The sequence below is a fragment of the Pseudoduganella namucuonensis genome (genome assembly GCF_900116645.1).
Lineage (GTDB): Bacteria > Pseudomonadota > Gammaproteobacteria > Burkholderiales > Burkholderiaceae_D > Rugamonas > Rugamonas namucuonensis.
Map to the genome: position 1 here is coordinate 42,233 of NZ_FPBO01000015.1, position 13,992 is coordinate 56,224.

Consider the following 13,992-nt stretch of genomic DNA (forward strand, 5'->3'; position numbering starts at 1 on the left):
AAGCCACCCGCCCCGCCTTGTTGGAGGCCTTTTAGCGGGGCGGCAGGGATCGCCGATGCTTAATTGCGCAGGAAATCCAGCAGATCCTGGTTCAGGCGGTCCTTGTGGGTGTCCGCCAGGCCGTGCGGGGCGCCGGGGTAGACGATCAGCTTGGCATGCTTGACCAGTTTCGCGGTGGCGCGGCCGGAGGCGTCGATGGGCACGATCTGGTCGTCGTCCCCATGGATCACCAGCGTGGGCACGTCGAACTTCTTCAAGTCGTCGCGGAAATCCGTTGCGGAGAAGGCCGCGACGGAATCGTAGGTGTTCTTGTGCCCGGCCTGCATGCCCTGCGCCCAAAAGGACTGGATCAAGCCTTGGGAGGGGGCGCTTCCAGGGCGATTGTAGCCATAGAAGGGACCCGACGCGATGTCCAGGTAGAGCTGCGAACGGTTATTCAGTGATCCCTTGCGGATGCCATCGAACACGTCGACGGGCAGGCCGGCGGGGTTGGTCGCGGTCTTGAGCATCAGCGGCGTCACCGCGGCCACCAGCACGGCTTTCCTGACCTTCGTGGTGCCGTGGCGGCCGATATAACGCGCCACCTCGCCGCCACCGGTCGAAAATCCCACCAGCGTCGCGTCCTTGAGGTCCAGCGCCTTGATCACCGCCGCCAGATCGTCGGCGTAATGGTCCATGTCGTTGCCGTCCCAGGGCTGGCTGGAGCGGCCATGGCCGCGGCGATCGTGCGCCACCACACGATAACCGTTGGCGGCCAGGAAGTTCATCTGCGACTCCCAGCTATCCGAGCTCAACGGCCAACCATGACTGAAGACGACGACCGGTCCGTCTTTCGGCCCCCAGTCCTTGTAGTAGAGTTGGGCGCCGTCGGCCGCGGTGATGTAGCTCGACGTTTGGGTGGCTTCGGTCCGCTTGGCGGACAGGGCCGGGGCGGCCATCGACGGGACGGCGACCGCGGCGAGGATAAGCGCGGCGGCAATGGTGCTCAGCTTACGTTGCATGGAATTCATGATGTGCTCCTTAATCAGCTTGGGTTTGGTGTCGGGGTGACTGTTGACAGGACGAACTTTACGCCCCTTTCTGATATCATTAGCCACAATTAGTCTTCAAAATTTGATCAGGAGTATGCGCATGTCCGACCGGCTGGCCTCCCTGCTGGATCATTTCTCGATCAGTGCGCGCATTTTCCATTCCGGCACGCTGTGCGGTATCAACGACTTGCCCGGGGACGGCGCCACCGGCCAACTCCATCTGGTTCGTCAAGGCGTGGTCGAGGTCATGCACGGCGACGCCGCGGCCGCGCGCATCACTGAACCCAGCCTGTTGCTCTATCCTCTGCCGATGACGCACCGTTTCCGCACCGATCCCGAACGCGGCGCCGATTTCGTCTGCGCCAATCTGTGCTTTGAGGGCGGGCCGGCCAACCCCATCGCCGCGGCACTACCCGCTTTCATTTGCCGGCCGTTGACCGCGTTGCAGGGGGCCGAGCCCGTCCTGAACCTGCTTTTCGCCGAGGCGTTCGCGCACAACTGCGGGCGCGAGGCCATGCTGGACCGCTTGTTCGAGATCGTGTTGATCCAGGTGCTAAGGCACTTGATGGAGGACGGCGGCGTCCAGGTCGGCATGCTGGCTGGCATGGGCCACCCGCGACTGCGTTTGGCGCTGGTCGCCATGCACGACAAGCCCGCTCATGACTGGTCATTGGAGGAATTGGCCGGGCACGCCGGCATGTCGCGCAGCGTGTTCGCCAACAGCTTCCGCGAACGCGTTGGCTGCACGCCGGGCGTCTACCTGCAACGCTGGCGTATCGGTCTCGCCCAGCGCGCGCTGCTGCGGGGCCGTCCGCTGAAGTGGATCGCCATCGAGGTGGGCTACGGCAGCGAAGCGGCCCTCTCGCGCGCGTTCAAGGCCAGCTGCGGGATGTCGCCGCGCCAGTGGTGCGCCGCACGCCAGGGGAATGCGCCGTTGCCGGCCGCCATGTGACGAATGGGCCGGCAACCAGGGCGGCTCGCCGGGATGGACTCGCGCCCTCCCGTTCAGTATATTGTTCGGACGACTACAAGAAGGACAGCCCATGCCCGCCATCGACCCGCGCATCGACGCCTACATCGCCAACTCCGCCGAATTCGCCCGCCCCATCCTGGAACACTTGCGCGCCGTGGTGCACGAGGCGTGTCCGGATGCCGAGGAGACCATGAAGTGGAGCTTCCCCCACTTCGAGTACAAGGGCATGTTGTGCAGCATGGCCTCGTTCAAGGCGCACTGCTCGTTCGGCTTCTGGAAGGGCGAGCTGCTGATCGCGGCGGCGGACGACAAGGGCAAGGAGGCGATGGGTCAGTTCGGCCGCATCACGTCCATCGAGGACCTGCCGCCGCGGAAAACCCTGGCGGCCTATGTGAAGAAGGCGATGAAGCTGAACGACGACGGCGTGAAGGCGCCCGGCCGCGCCAAGCCCGCCACGCCGCGCGCGGTGGTGACGCCGGATTACCTGGATGCCGCGCTGGCGCGGCGGGAACCGGCGCTGGCGAACTTCAACGCATTCACGCCCGGCAAGCGGCGCGAGTACATCGAATGGCTGGAGGAGGCCAAGACCGAGGCGACCCGCCTGCGCCGCCTGGAACAGGCGGTGGAGTGGATCGCCGAGGGCAAGTCCCGCAACTGGAAGTACGAGAAGTGCTGACGGATCAAGTTCCGAACGGGGTGTAGACGATGCCGTTGCCGGTGACGCCCACCAGCGCCGCCAGATTCTCCTCGCTTTCGCTGAACGCGGCCAGGACGCTGGCCAGCGTGGCGGCCTTGGTGTCCAGCACGCCGACCCAGTAGTCGGCGCCGGCCGCATCCGGTTCGCGATGCAGCACGTTGGCGTAGATTTTGTTCACGGCGGCGCGATTGGCGGGGGCCGCGCCATACAGCGCCTGGAATTCGGGCGAGGCGACGAAGCCGGCCGCGACGTCCCGCAGATTCGCGCCCGCGTCCAGGACACCGATCCAGTATCCCAGCCCGGCGCCGTCCGGCGTGCGGTTGTAGGCCGCCTGGTACAGGCGGAACGCCTGGCCGCCCGCGCCGTCGATGTCCAGCGCCACATGCGCGTCGGCGAAATGCAGGCGCTCGATGTTGACCAGCGTGTCGACGCCGCCCGCCCCGCCGCTGTCCGTGACCAGCCACGCCCCTTCGCTCCGGGCGATGGCGTATCGCGCCAAGGCGCCGCTGAACACCGCGGCGTCGCGGCCGGCGCCGCCATCCAGCGTGTCGCTGCCGGCGGTGCCGGCGACCACGTCGTCGCCGGCGCCGCCGGTGAAGGCGAGGCCGCCGTCGTTGACCACCACCGCCGTGGGCGCGCTGATGGCCGATTCCGGCGTGCCATGGCCGTCCACGTAGCTCACAGCCGCCGTGACCTTCTTGCCCAGCGCCGCCTGGTCCAGCTTCAGGCTGGCGCCGGTGGCGCCGGCGATCGCCACGCCGTCCGCGTACCACTGGTAGCCGACGGCGCCCATCCCGTCGGCGTCCGTCAGCGTGTGCGACACGCTGAGCACCTGCGCCAGGCCGGCCTGTCCGCCGATGGCGACCGCGCCGGCCGGCGCGTCGTTCACGTTGGCGATGGCCGCCGTCATCGCGCTGCTGACGCTCTCCGCCACGCCCTGCCCGTCCACATAGCTCGCCGTGACATGGATCGCCTTGCCGACCGTGCCCTCGGTGAGCAGCAGCGAACTGGCCGACGCGCCGGCGATGCTCTTGCCGTTGGCGTACCACTGGTAGCTCACCTGGCCCAGGCCGTCCGGGTCGCCCAGCGTGTGCGACGCCTGCAGAATCTGATTCTGTTCCAGCGCGCCGCTCATCGTCACAGCGCCCGTGGGGCCGCCGTTGGCGCGCACCACCACGCCGCTCGCGGAGCTGGTCACGGATTCGCGGGTGCCGATGCCGTCGACGTAGCTCACCGCGACGGTCATCGTCTTGCCGACCTGCTCCTTCGTCAGCGTGAAGCTCTTCGCGGTGGCGCCGGCCACCGCCACGCCGCCGGCGTACCACTGGTAGCTCAGGGCGCCCAGGCCGTCCGCGTCGGTCACGGCGCTGGCGGCCGTCAGCACCTGGTGCTGCGCCGCCTTGCCGCCGATCGTGACCTTGCCGGCCGGCGCCGAATTGAGGGCGACCACGCTGTCGCTGAACTTGATGCGCTCGATGCCGGACAGCGCGTCCGTGCCGTCGACGCCGGCGACCGTGTAGCCCGCGCCGACGGCGGTGATGGTGTACGCGGCGCGCAGGCCGCTGTACACGGCGGTGTCGAGGCCGTCGCCGCCATCGAGGGTGTCGTCGCCACCCAACCCGGTCAGGCTGTCGTTGCCGGCGCCGCCTTTCAACACGTTCGCGCCCGCGCTGCCTGTCAGCGTGTCGCTGCCGCCGCCGCCGGTGGCGTTTTCAATCACGCTGCCGTAATTGACGGTGATCTGGCCGGCGCTGGTGATGCTGGCGCCGCGGCCGCCGATGTAGTCCCAGTGTCCCGGCTCCAGGTGCAAGGTGATGTCGCCCGCCAGGCCGGCGCCGCTGATCGTGTCGCTGCCCGCGCCATCCCAGATGAAGTTGCTGGCGCCGGCGGACAGGCTGTAGGCGCTGTCGCCCGCGCGCGCGGTCCGGCTCGGACCGTACAGGTATTGCAGCGCCGCGATATCCAGCGGCCCCAGGGCCTGCAGCGCGCCGCCGGCCATGAGGCTGGACTTCGCCGCGTCGCCGCCGGGCAGGTCCGCGTGCCGCAGGCCCAGCGCGTGCGCCAGGCCGTGCAGCAGCCCGGCCGTGTTTTGCGCGCCATTCGCGGCCGCCCCGGCGGCGCCGAAGTTGAAATAGAGATCGCCGCCGTTGCCGTCCAGCGCCGCCGCCGCGCTCTCGCCCGGCGCCAACTCCGGCGCGTTGTGCACCGACAGCGGCGCGCCGCCGTCGGCCAGCGAGAGGTCGACGCTTTGTCCCACGCCGTTGACGACGCGCTGGATGAACGCCTGTTCCGCCGTGCTGAAGGCGCCGCCGCCAGTGGGGAATGCCAGCTCGAGCGTATGCTTCGGGCCAAGCGCGGCTTCGAGCGCCGCGCGCAACTGCGCCGCCGTCTGGCCGGCGCCACGCTGCAGCAAGGCGTCGATCCAGTATGGCGTGTCGGCCGCTTGCAGCGTGAGCCGCGTGGTGGCCAGCGCGGCGAGCGCGCCGCCATCCCCTTGCGCGCCGGCGGCGTTGCCGTCGTTGAAGGTCCAGGTGATCCGCAACTGCTGCCCGTCCACGATCGCGCCGGTGTTCTGGTAGGTGATCGATTGCAGCGCCGCGTTGACCAGCGCCTGGGTGGTGGCGCCGTTGAAGACGATGCGCAGGCTGCCGCCGCCCTCCTGCGCGGTGCCGATTTCCACGCCCTTCAGGTAGGCGCGGCCGTTGCTGAAAGCTAGGGCGCCGCCGGCGGCGAAGTGATCGTCCGCGTTCGCGCCGCCCTCCCTCGCCAGCGTCACGCTGGCGCCGGCGTAGCGGCTGGCGGCGGCCGCCAGTTGGGCGTCGCTGACGGTGATGTTCGGGTTGAGGAACTGCTCGGGGTAATCCTCGCGATACGACGCGGTGTTGTCCGCGGCGGTGGACACGCCGCCGAAGTCGCCGGCCAGCTCGCCGTTCGCGTTCAATTTGACCAAGGTCGGTATCGGGGAGCCGGAAGCCGTGCCCTTGCTGGCCGCCAGCAGTATGGAACCGTCGGCGGTGACGGCCATGTCCTCCAGATAGACGCCGCGCTCTGAATTGAGCGTGGTGCTGGCCACGCCCTGGACGCCAAAGGAGGTGTCGAGGGAGCCGTCCGCCTTCAGGCGCACGGCGATGACGCGCTCCTCGTTCGCTTTGCTGTTGAACTCGGTGGTGATGCCGCTGAGCAGTATGGTGCCATCATCGTTCACGTGGACGTTGGTGGCGCGGCTGTTCAGATAGTCCGGCGCCGCCAGCTGCGAGCCGAACACTTGCGTCAGTTGCCCGTCGCCGCTGAAACCGGTGTCCAGGATGCCGTCGGCGTTGTAGCGCACCACCGTCACTCCGCGCCGGTTGAAGTTGTCGATCGAACCCCAGCCCGCGACGACGATTTTCCCGTCCGGCTGCACGGCGATGTGCTGCGCCGAACTGGTCGTGCTCCGCTGCGACGCGAAGCCGCTGTACACTTGGCCGTTGTCGCCGAAAGCCTGGTCCCGGCTGCCGTCGGCGTTGAAGCGGATCACGGACAGGGTTTCCAGATGCTCGGTGCGCTCATAGCCCGACACCAGGATCTTGCCGTCCGCCTGCCGCGCCATGTGAAACGCGGCGAAGGCCTTGTTCGCGTCGCGCATCACGCCCTTGTCGCCGAAGCTCGCGTCCAGCGTGCCGTCGGCGAGATAGCGCGCCAGGCCGATGCTTTGGTCCGCGTATTGCTCGCCGGTGCCCTTCGCGTCCAGCGCCCATGAATCGACGGCGACCAGGATGCGGCCGTCCGGCAGCACTTCGGCGCCGACCATGGTCGCTTGCGCCTGCGGGTCGGCGTTGGTGTAGACCACGCCCTTGCCGCCGCCGAAGCTCTTGTCGTAAGCGCCGTCCGCGTTCAGGCGCGCCAGCACGATGCCGGTGTCGCCCGGGACGATCGCGCTCGCGGTGTTCAGCGCGGTGCCGGTGACCAGGATTTTCCCTCCGGCCAGCGGCGTCGTGTCGTAGATTTGCCGGTAGCCGCCCGCGCCCAATTCCATCGCCAGCCTGCCGCCCGATCCAAACGTGGTGTCGGGAGTGCCGTCGGCCAGATACCTGAGCAGCTCGGGGCCGTTGTTCGCCAGGATTTTCCCGTTGGGCAGTTCGGTGACCGACATCAGATAACGGCCGACCGAGGAGTCGGCGTAATAGCCCGAGCGGCCGGCGGAAAACACGGGAGCGGAATTGGAGGACATGAGCGCGGCAGAGAACAGGCGGTCGCCTGTCTGTTTTTTAAATGTTCGAAGGGACGACATATTCCCATAAAACAATTAAAAAGAAAACCATATGATTGGCGCTCAGGAAACTCAAAACCGCCCCATCTGCCAATCAGAACGTATGGCGGATACCCAGCGCCACGCTGTCCCCGGCCTCGAAGCCGGTCTGCTTGTCGCGCGAGTAAATCGCGTAGACGTCGGTGCGCTTGGACAGGAAATGATCGTAGCCCAGCGAGGCGGTCTTGCGCAGGTTTTCCGGCACGAGGGCGCGGGTGCGTTTGGTGTGCGCGAACTCGGCCAGCACCGCGCCGTTTTGCGTCACGGGCACCTTCAGGCCCACGTCCCAGGTGCTGGTGTCGTTGACCGTGCCGCTGGCCTCGGACTTCGCCAGGGAACCGTACACCTTGGCCACCTTGAAGTCGTAGGCGGCGCCGACCAGGTAGCCCTTTTGTTCGGTGAGCGGCGCCGTCACCGGCACGCGGAAGCGCTGCGCCGAGAACGCGGCGCTGAAGCCGCCGTTGACGTAGTTGGCGTGCAGGCCGAGGTTCGCCGTCCCGCCGCTGCCGGCCGTCTCGCCCAGGCCATAGATGACGTTGCCGGCAAGCCCGCCCACGCGCGGCGTGCTGTACTGGACCGCGTTGTTCCACACCGTGTCCCCCACCAGCGCGCCGTTGTAGGTGGCGACGAAGGAATGCAGCACCAGCGGCGAGAACACCACCGAGCTGCCGAATGGACTGAGCATGCCCATGTTCAGGTAGGTCGGATTGGTCTGACGGCCCAGCGTCAGCTTGCCGAATCCGCCCTCCACGCCGACATAGGCGTTGCGCGAGAACAGCGGATCGGTCGCGTTGCGCCCCTGCGCGCCGGTGTCGGGCTGGAAGAAGCTTTCCAGCGCGAAGAGCACCTTGTAGCCTCCGCTCAGGCTCTCCGTTCCCCGCACGCCCCAGAACGAGGTCGTCAGTCCGCCGTGGGCAAGCTGCGCGACCGCCACCGGGCCGCCGCTGCGCTCCATCTTCGCGGCGTACGCGCCGACCAGGCCGTAGAGCTGGATCTGGCTGGCCTCCTGGGCGCAGGCGCAGAACGATGCGCTTGCGACGAGCAAGCCGGTACCGTTGCGCACGAGGCGCATGAATGTTGGATGTCTCATTTTTTGTATTTGTAAGGGGTGAATGGGATGACACGCCGTCCGCGGCCGCGGCGCCGGCGGCTACTGCTTGTCGATCTTCGCCTTGGCGATCACGGCGCCCCACTTGGCGATATCGCCGGCGAGCAGGTTCCTGGTGCCGTCCGGGGTGCCGCCCTGCGCTACGATGCCCAGTTCCAGCAGGCGCGCCTTCAGTTCGGGACTGGACACGGCGGCGTTGATTTCCTTGTTCAGGCGATCGATGACGGGCTGCGGCGTCCTGGCCGGCGCGGCCAGGCCGTTCCAGGAGGTGGCCTGGTAGTTCGGCAGGCCGCTCTCGGCCACGGTGGGCACATTGGGCAGTCCGACGAAACGCTTGCTGGACGTGACGGCGATCGCGTTGAAATTGCCGGACTTGATCTGCGGCAGCGCCGGGCCCAGGATCTCAACGGCCGCGTTGATTTCGCCGGTGGTGGTCGCGGTCAGCACTTCCGGCGTGCCCTTGTAGGGGACGATCAGCGCGTCGATGTCCGCCATCGAGGTGAACAGCTCGACCGCCAGGTTTTGCGTGCTGCCCCGGTTGATCGAGCCGATGCTGAGCTTGCCCGGGCTGGCCTTGGCGTAGGCGATCAGTTCGGCCACCGTCTTGACGGGCAGCTTCTTGTTGACCAGCACCGCCAGGTCGAAGTAGCCCAGCGTGGAGATGGGCGCGAAATCCTTCAGCGTGTCGTAAGGCAGTTTCTTGAACAGGTTGGCGCTCACCGCCGTGCCGTTGCTGATCAACAGCAGCGTGTAGCCGTCGGGCGTGGCCTTGGCGACCGAATCGGCGGCCACGATGCCGCCCGCGCCCGGGCGGTTTTCGACGATGATGGGCTGCTTCATCGACTCGGCCATTTTCTGCGCCACCAGGCGCACCGTGAGGTCGGCCACGCCGCCTGCGCCGAAGGGCACGATAATCTTAATCAGTTTGCTGGGGTAATCCTGGGCGCTGGCGGACATCGACGCTGCCAGCGAGAACGCCGCCAGTGCGTAGTGCAGACGCTTCATCTTGTGCGGAATCATAGCTTGCCTCATGTGTTGGACGCCGCCTGGAGCAGGACAACGTGAAGCGATTATCGGACAGCCCCGGTCAGCCAACAACGCTATATGTCGCCTAACAGATATAGCAAAATGTTATGGCTCATCCCGCGCCTTATCCAGCAGGACTTCCCTTGCCACGCGTTCAAGCAATTCCAGCGTCGCGTGCTGGGTGCTGGTGGCGGGCCGGTTGGCGCTGGTGGCGACCGACAGCAGCGGGTACAGGCCGGGATTGGTGATCCGGCGCATGGTGAACCGTTCGGGCTGCGCCGCCGTGATGACGGCGTGGCGAGACAGGACCGCGTTGCCCACGCCGTCGGCCACCAGGTCGAGGATGGTGGCGACGCCATCCACCTCCATCGCGATGCGCGGCTGGACCCCGATGTTGAGCAAGGCCGTTTCCACGTGCATGCGGATCGCGTTCGGCCTGCTGGGAATGATCAGCGGGTAGCGGGCGATATCCTTGAGCTCAACCGGGTCCGCGGAATCCGCCCCGCCGGGTCCCTGCACCAGCAGCAATTCATCCTGCAGCACCGGCCGCAACTCGATGCCCGGCGTGGGAAAGGCGTTGTAGACCAGCGCGATGTCGAGCTGTCCCGTCAGCAGCGACTCCTGCATCGTCTTCGACAGCCCCTCGTTGATGGACAGCGTGGCGTCCGGCATCAACTGCTTGAATTCCCGCGTGACCGGCACCGCCAGTATCCGGCCCAGCGTCGGCGGCATCCCGACCGCCACGCGCCCGGCCAGCGAGCCGCGCACCCGGGACAGTTCCTCGCGCAAGCGCTCCATCTGGTGCAGCACGCCCCGGCTGTGCTCCAGCAGCACCTTGCCCGCCTCGGTGAGCGTGATGCCGCGGCCATTCCGCACCAGCAGGTTCTGGCGCAACTCCACTTCCAGCAGGCGCACCTGGCGGCTCAGGGCCGGCTGCGCGATGTCCAGCACGATGGACGCGCGGGTGAAACTGCCCAGCTCCGCCACCCGGACAAAGTAGGAAAGTTGTTTGACGTCCATCGCGATTCCTCTAATTAAAACATATGTCTTTCCATGATATAGCAACTTTATATAGCTGTTAGATTTTCGGCGCTCTGTCTCATGCGCGGCAAGCGGCCCACAATCCGAAGCATGCAAACACCTATCAAAACCCACTTCATGCGAGGCGGCACGTCGCGCGGTCCACTCTTCATCGAGTCGGACCTGCCGGCGGACCGGGCAACCCGCGACCGCGTCCTGCTGGCCATCCTGGGCTCGCCGGACCGCCGCCAGATCGATGGCCTTGGCGGCGCCCACCCACTGACCAGCAAGGCCGGCATCGTGCGCAAGAGCGCGGTGCCGGGGGTCGACATCGACTTCCTGTTCGCGCAACTGCAGCCGGACCGGGACAGCGTCGACACCACCGCGAACTGCGGCAACATGCTCGCCGCCGTCGTGCCGTTCGCGCTCGAAACGGGCCTGGCCCCGGCGCAGGGCGACACCACCACGCTGCGCGTGCTCACGCTCAACACCGGCACCCAATGCGACATCACCGTGCAAACGCCGGGCGGCCGGGTGAGCTACGAGGGCGATGCGCGCATCGACGGCGTGCCCGGCACGTCGGCGCCGGTGAAGATCAACTTCCTCGACACCGCCGGCTCCGTGTGCGCCGGCCTGCTCCCCACCGGCAAGGTCATGGACGTGATCGACGGCGTCGAGGTGACCTGCATCGACAACGGCATGCCGCTGGTGATCCTGCGCGCAGCGGCGATGGACCGCACGGGCTACGAGGGCGTGGCCGAACTGAACGCCGACACCGCCCTGAAGGCGCGCATCGAGGCACTGCGCATCGCCTGCGGCCACGCCATGGGCCTGGGCGACGTGACGGCGAAGAACTACCCGAAGATGACGCTGATCGCGCCGCCGCGCGACGGCGGCGGCGTGTGCACCCGCAGCTTCATTCCCCACGTCTGCCACGACGCCATCGGCGTGCTCGCCGCCGTCACGGTCGCCACGGCCTGCGTGCTCAAGGGCTCGGTGGCGGACGGCGTCGCCGTGGCGTCCGAGGGCGGCGGGCGCGTATCGGTCGAGCATCCCACCGGCGAATTCTCGGTCGAACTCGAAGTCGATCCGCAACAGCCACAGAACGTCACGCGGGCCGCGCTGCTGCGCACCGCACGCCTCATCATGCGCGGTGAAGTCATGGTGCCCACTTCGATATGGAACAAAGGAGAAACAGCATGATCATCGATATCCACGGCCACTACACCACCGCCCCGCCGGCGCTGGAAGCCTGGCGCAACCGGCAGATCGCCGGCATCGCGGACCGCGCGATGGCGCCGTCCGTGTCCGAACTGCGCATCGGCGACGACGAGCTGCGCGAGAGCATCGCGGGCAACCAGCTCGGCAAGATGAAGGAACGCGGCATCGACCTCACCATCTTCTCGCCGCGCGCCAGCTTCATGGCGCACCACATCGGCGACTTCAACACCAGCGCCACCTGGGCCGCGATCAACAATGAACTGTGCCATCGCGTCAGCCGGCTGTTCCCGGACCACTTCATCGGCGCGGCCATGCTGCCGCAGTCGCCCGGCGCAGATCCGGCCAGCTGCATCCCGGAGCTGGAGCGCTGCGTGAAGGAATACGGCTTCGTCGCCGTCAACCTGAACCCGGACCCGTCCGGCGGACACTGGACCAGCCCGCCGCTGACGGACCGGCACTGGTATCCGGTCTACGAAAAGATGGTCGAATACGGCATTCCGGCGATGATCCATGTCTCCACCTCCTGCAACGCCTGCTTCCACACCACCGGCGCGCACTACATCAACGCCGACACCACGGCCTTCATGCAATGCCTGAGCGGCGACCTGTTCAAGGACTTCCCGACGCTGAAGTTCGTCATCCCGCACGGCGGCGGCGCGGCGCCCTACCATTGGGGCCGTTATCGCGGCCTGGCGCAGGAAATGAAAAAGCCCCTGCTGCGGGACCACCTGCTCAACAACATCTTCTTCGACACCTGCGTCTACCACCAGCCGGGCATCGACCTGCTGACCAGGGTGATCCCGGTGGAAAACGTGCTGTTCGCGTCCGAGATGATAGGCGCGGTGCGCGGCATCGACCCGGAGACCGGCCACCACTACGACGACACCAAACGCTACATCGACGCGGCCAACCTGAGCGGCGAACAGCGCCACCGGATCTACGAGGGCAATGCCCGCCGCGTCTATTCCCGGCTCGACGCCGCCCTCGCCGCGAAAGGACTGTGAAATGAGCACGCCATATCTGAACCAATTGGGCATCGTCAAGCGCAACATCGCGCGCGCCGAGCGCGCCGCCGTCGAGCGGCTCGGCCGCTTCGGCAGCGCCACCGTGCACGAGGCCATGGGCCGCCTGGGCCTGATGAAACCGTATATGCGCCCCATCCACGCCGCGCACGTGTCGGGCACCGCCGTGACGGTGCTGCTGCACCCGGGCGACAACTGGATGATGCACGTCGTCGCCGAGCAGATCCAGCCGGGCGACATCGTGGTGGCCGCCATCACCGCCGAATGCAGCGACGGCTATTTCGGCGACCTGCTGGCCACCAGCTTCATGGCGCGCGGCGCCACCGCGCTGATCATCGACGCCGGCGTGCGCGACGTGCGGGAACTGGGCGAGATGGGATTCCCCGTGTGGAGCAAGGCCGTCAGCGCCAAGGGCACGATCAAGGCGACGCTCGGCTCGGTCAACGTGCCGGTGGTGTGCGCCGGGGCCATCGTCCATCCCGGCGACGCCATCGTGGCCGACGACGACGGCGTGGTCGTGGTGCCGGCGGCCGACGTGGAGCGCGTGGCCGAAGCCGCCGCCAGGCGCGAGGAGCTCGAGGCCGAAAAACGCGGGAAGCTCGCCTCCGGCGTGCTCGGGCTGGATATGTACAACATGCGCGGCGCGCTGGAAAAAGCCGGCCTCACCTACATCGATTGAACTGAAACCATGACAAGCACAAAAACCTCCGGCTGGCTGGACTGGTACCAGGGACCGGCCAAGCCGCGTTTCCAGCTGCCGGCCGGCGCGGTCGACGCGCACTGCCACGTGTTCGGACCCGGCGCCGAATTCCCCTTCGCTCCCGAGCGCAAGTACACGCCGTGCGACGCCGGCAAGCGCGAACTGTACGCGTTGCGCGACCATCTCGGCTTCGCGCGCAACGTGATCGTGCAGGCCACCTGCCACGGCGCCGACAACCGGGCCATGGTCGACGCCTGCCTGGCCTCCAACGGCAGGGCGCGCGGCGTGGCCACCGTGCGGCGCGACATCGGCGACGAGGAGCTGCAACGGCTGCACGACAGCGGCGTGCGCGGCGTGCGCTTCAACTTCGTCAAGCGCCTGGTCGACTTCACGCCGAAAGAGGAATTGATGGAGATCGCCGGCCGCATCGCCACGCTGGGCTGGCACGTCGTGATCTATTTCGAGGCGCGGGACCTGCCCGAGTTGCGCGACTTCTTCACCGCCCTGCCGACCATCGTCGTGGTCGACCACATGGGCCGCCCCGACGTGGGCAAGCCGGTGGACGGGCCGGAATTCGCGCTGTTCCTCGCCTTCATGCGCGACAACGCCAATGTCTGGTGCAAGGTCAGCTGCCCGGAGCGGCTGTCCGTGCAGGGGCCGCCGGCGCTCGATGGCGAGGGCCGCGCGTACCGGGACGTGGCGCCGTTCGCGCGCCGCATCGTGCGGGAGTTCCCGGACCGCGTGCTGTGGGGGACGGACTGGCCCCACCCCAACCTCACCGACCACATGCCGGACGACGGCCTGCTGGTGGACTTCATCCCGCACATCGCGCCGACGCCCGAATTGCAGAGGAAGCTGCTGGTCGACAACCCGATGCGCCTGTACTGGCCCGAAGAACTGTAAAGA

The 13,992-nt window shown here is 67.4% G+C and carries 11 protein-coding genes; 6 read left to right on the plus strand and 5 right to left on the minus strand.

Annotation, left to right across the window (positions count from 1 at the left end; genetic code table 11):
* Nucleotides 1–59: 59 nt before the first annotated feature.
* Complete coding sequence (locus BM436_RS16780) at nucleotides 60–1,010, minus strand: alpha/beta fold hydrolase (RefSeq protein ID WP_093556684.1); 951 nt, start codon at nucleotides 1,008–1,010, stop codon at nucleotides 60–62.
* Between the two features lie 121 nt (nucleotides 1,011–1,131).
* Between BM436_RS16780 and BM436_RS16785 the strand changes: the two genes are divergently transcribed.
* Both BM436_RS16785 and BM436_RS16790 read left to right on the plus strand, forming a co-directional pair.
* The gene (locus BM436_RS16785) at nucleotides 1,132–1,983 is read left to right on the plus strand and encodes an AraC family transcriptional regulator (RefSeq protein ID WP_093556685.1); all 852 of its coding nucleotides are present in this window, start codon (nucleotides 1,132–1,134) and stop codon (nucleotides 1,981–1,983) included.
* Nucleotides 1,984–2,074: 91 nt separating this feature from the next.
* Entirely contained in the window at nucleotides 2,075–2,680 is a 606-nt protein-coding gene (locus tag BM436_RS16790) for a YdeI/OmpD-associated family protein (protein WP_093556686.1), read from the plus strand.
* 4 nt (nucleotides 2,681–2,684) lie between these two features.
* On the opposite strand, the gene BM436_RS16795 is transcribed toward BM436_RS16790, so the two are convergent.
* From BM436_RS16795 to BM436_RS16810, 4 genes are all read right to left on the minus strand, one after another.
* A complete protein-coding gene (locus BM436_RS16795) occupies nucleotides 2,685–6,911 on the minus strand; it encodes a DUF4214 domain-containing protein (protein WP_177307271.1) in 4,227 nt (1,408 codons plus the stop codon).
* 133 nt (nucleotides 6,912–7,044) lie between these two features.
* Entirely contained in the window at nucleotides 7,045–8,079 is a 1,035-nt protein-coding gene (locus tag BM436_RS16800) for a porin (RefSeq protein WP_093556688.1), read from the minus strand.
* A gap of 60 nt (nucleotides 8,080–8,139) precedes the next feature.
* Nucleotides 8,140–9,102 carry a tripartite tricarboxylate transporter substrate binding protein gene (locus BM436_RS16805; RefSeq protein ID WP_177307289.1) on the minus strand — a complete coding sequence of 321 codons (963 nt, stop codon included), beginning with the start codon at nucleotides 9,100–9,102 and terminating at the stop codon, nucleotides 8,140–8,142.
* A gap of 126 nt (nucleotides 9,103–9,228) precedes the next feature.
* Nucleotides 9,229–10,143 carry a LysR substrate-binding domain-containing protein gene (locus BM436_RS16810; RefSeq protein ID WP_093556690.1) on the minus strand — a complete coding sequence of 305 codons (915 nt, stop codon included), beginning with the start codon at nucleotides 10,141–10,143 and terminating at the stop codon, nucleotides 9,229–9,231.
* 111 nt (nucleotides 10,144–10,254) lie between these two features.
* On the opposite strand from BM436_RS16810, the gene BM436_RS16815 reads away from it, so the two are divergent.
* The 4 genes from BM436_RS16815 to BM436_RS16830 are packed head-to-tail and all read left to right on the plus strand — an operon-like array spanning nucleotide 10,255 to nucleotide 13,989.
* Entirely contained in the window at nucleotides 10,255–11,346 is a 1,092-nt protein-coding gene (locus BM436_RS16815; protein ID WP_093556691.1) for a 4-oxalomesaconate tautomerase, read from the plus strand.
* Nucleotides 11,343–12,368: an amidohydrolase family protein gene (locus BM436_RS16820; RefSeq protein WP_093556692.1), complete on the plus strand. Its 1,026-nt coding sequence runs from the start codon at nucleotides 11,343–11,345 to the stop codon at nucleotides 12,366–12,368. Before BM436_RS16815 ends, BM436_RS16820 begins: the two co-directional genes overlap by 4 nt.
* A 16-nt stretch (nucleotides 12,369–12,384) precedes the next feature.
* Entirely contained in the window at nucleotides 12,385–13,065 is a 681-nt protein-coding gene (gene ligK / locus BM436_RS16825; RefSeq protein ID WP_307665782.1) for a 4-carboxy-4-hydroxy-2-oxoadipate aldolase/oxaloacetate decarboxylase, read from the plus strand.
* Between the two features lie 9 nt (nucleotides 13,066–13,074).
* Entirely contained in the window at nucleotides 13,075–13,989 is a 915-nt protein-coding gene (locus tag BM436_RS16830) for an amidohydrolase family protein (RefSeq protein WP_093556694.1), read from the plus strand.
* The last annotated feature ends 3 nt before the right edge of the window (nucleotides 13,990–13,992 follow it).

Excerpts from the sequence above, each read along its gene's own strand:
- BM436_RS16780 (WP_093556684.1), bottom strand. The coding sequence starts at position 1,010 with ATGAATTCCATGCAACGTAAGCTGAGCACCATTGCCGCCGCGCTTATC.
- BM436_RS16785 (WP_093556685.1), top strand. The coding sequence starts at position 1,132 with ATGTCCGACCGGCTGGCCTCCCTGCTGGATCATTTCTCGATCAGTGCG.
- BM436_RS16790 (WP_093556686.1), top strand. The coding sequence starts at position 2,075 with ATGCCCGCCATCGACCCGCGCATCGACGCCTACATCGCCAACTCCGCC.
- BM436_RS16795 (WP_177307271.1), bottom strand. The coding sequence starts at position 6,911 with ATGTCCTCCAATTCCGCTCCCGTGTTTTCCGCCGGCCGCTCGGGCTAT.
- BM436_RS16800 (WP_093556688.1), bottom strand. The coding sequence starts at position 8,079 with ATGAGACATCCAACATTCATGCGCCTCGTGCGCAACGGTACCGGCTTG.
- BM436_RS16805 (WP_177307289.1), bottom strand. The coding sequence starts at position 9,102 with ATGAAGCGTCTGCACTACGCACTGGCGGCGTTCTCGCTGGCAGCGTCG.
- BM436_RS16810 (WP_093556690.1), bottom strand. The coding sequence starts at position 10,143 with ATGGACGTCAAACAACTTTCCTACTTTGTCCGGGTGGCGGAGCTGGGC.
- BM436_RS16815 (WP_093556691.1), top strand. The coding sequence starts at position 10,255 with ATGCAAACACCTATCAAAACCCACTTCATGCGAGGCGGCACGTCGCGC.
- BM436_RS16820 (WP_093556692.1), top strand. The coding sequence starts at position 11,343 with ATGATCATCGATATCCACGGCCACTACACCACCGCCCCGCCGGCGCTG.
- BM436_RS16830 (WP_093556694.1), top strand. The coding sequence starts at position 13,075 with ATGACAAGCACAAAAACCTCCGGCTGGCTGGACTGGTACCAGGGACCG.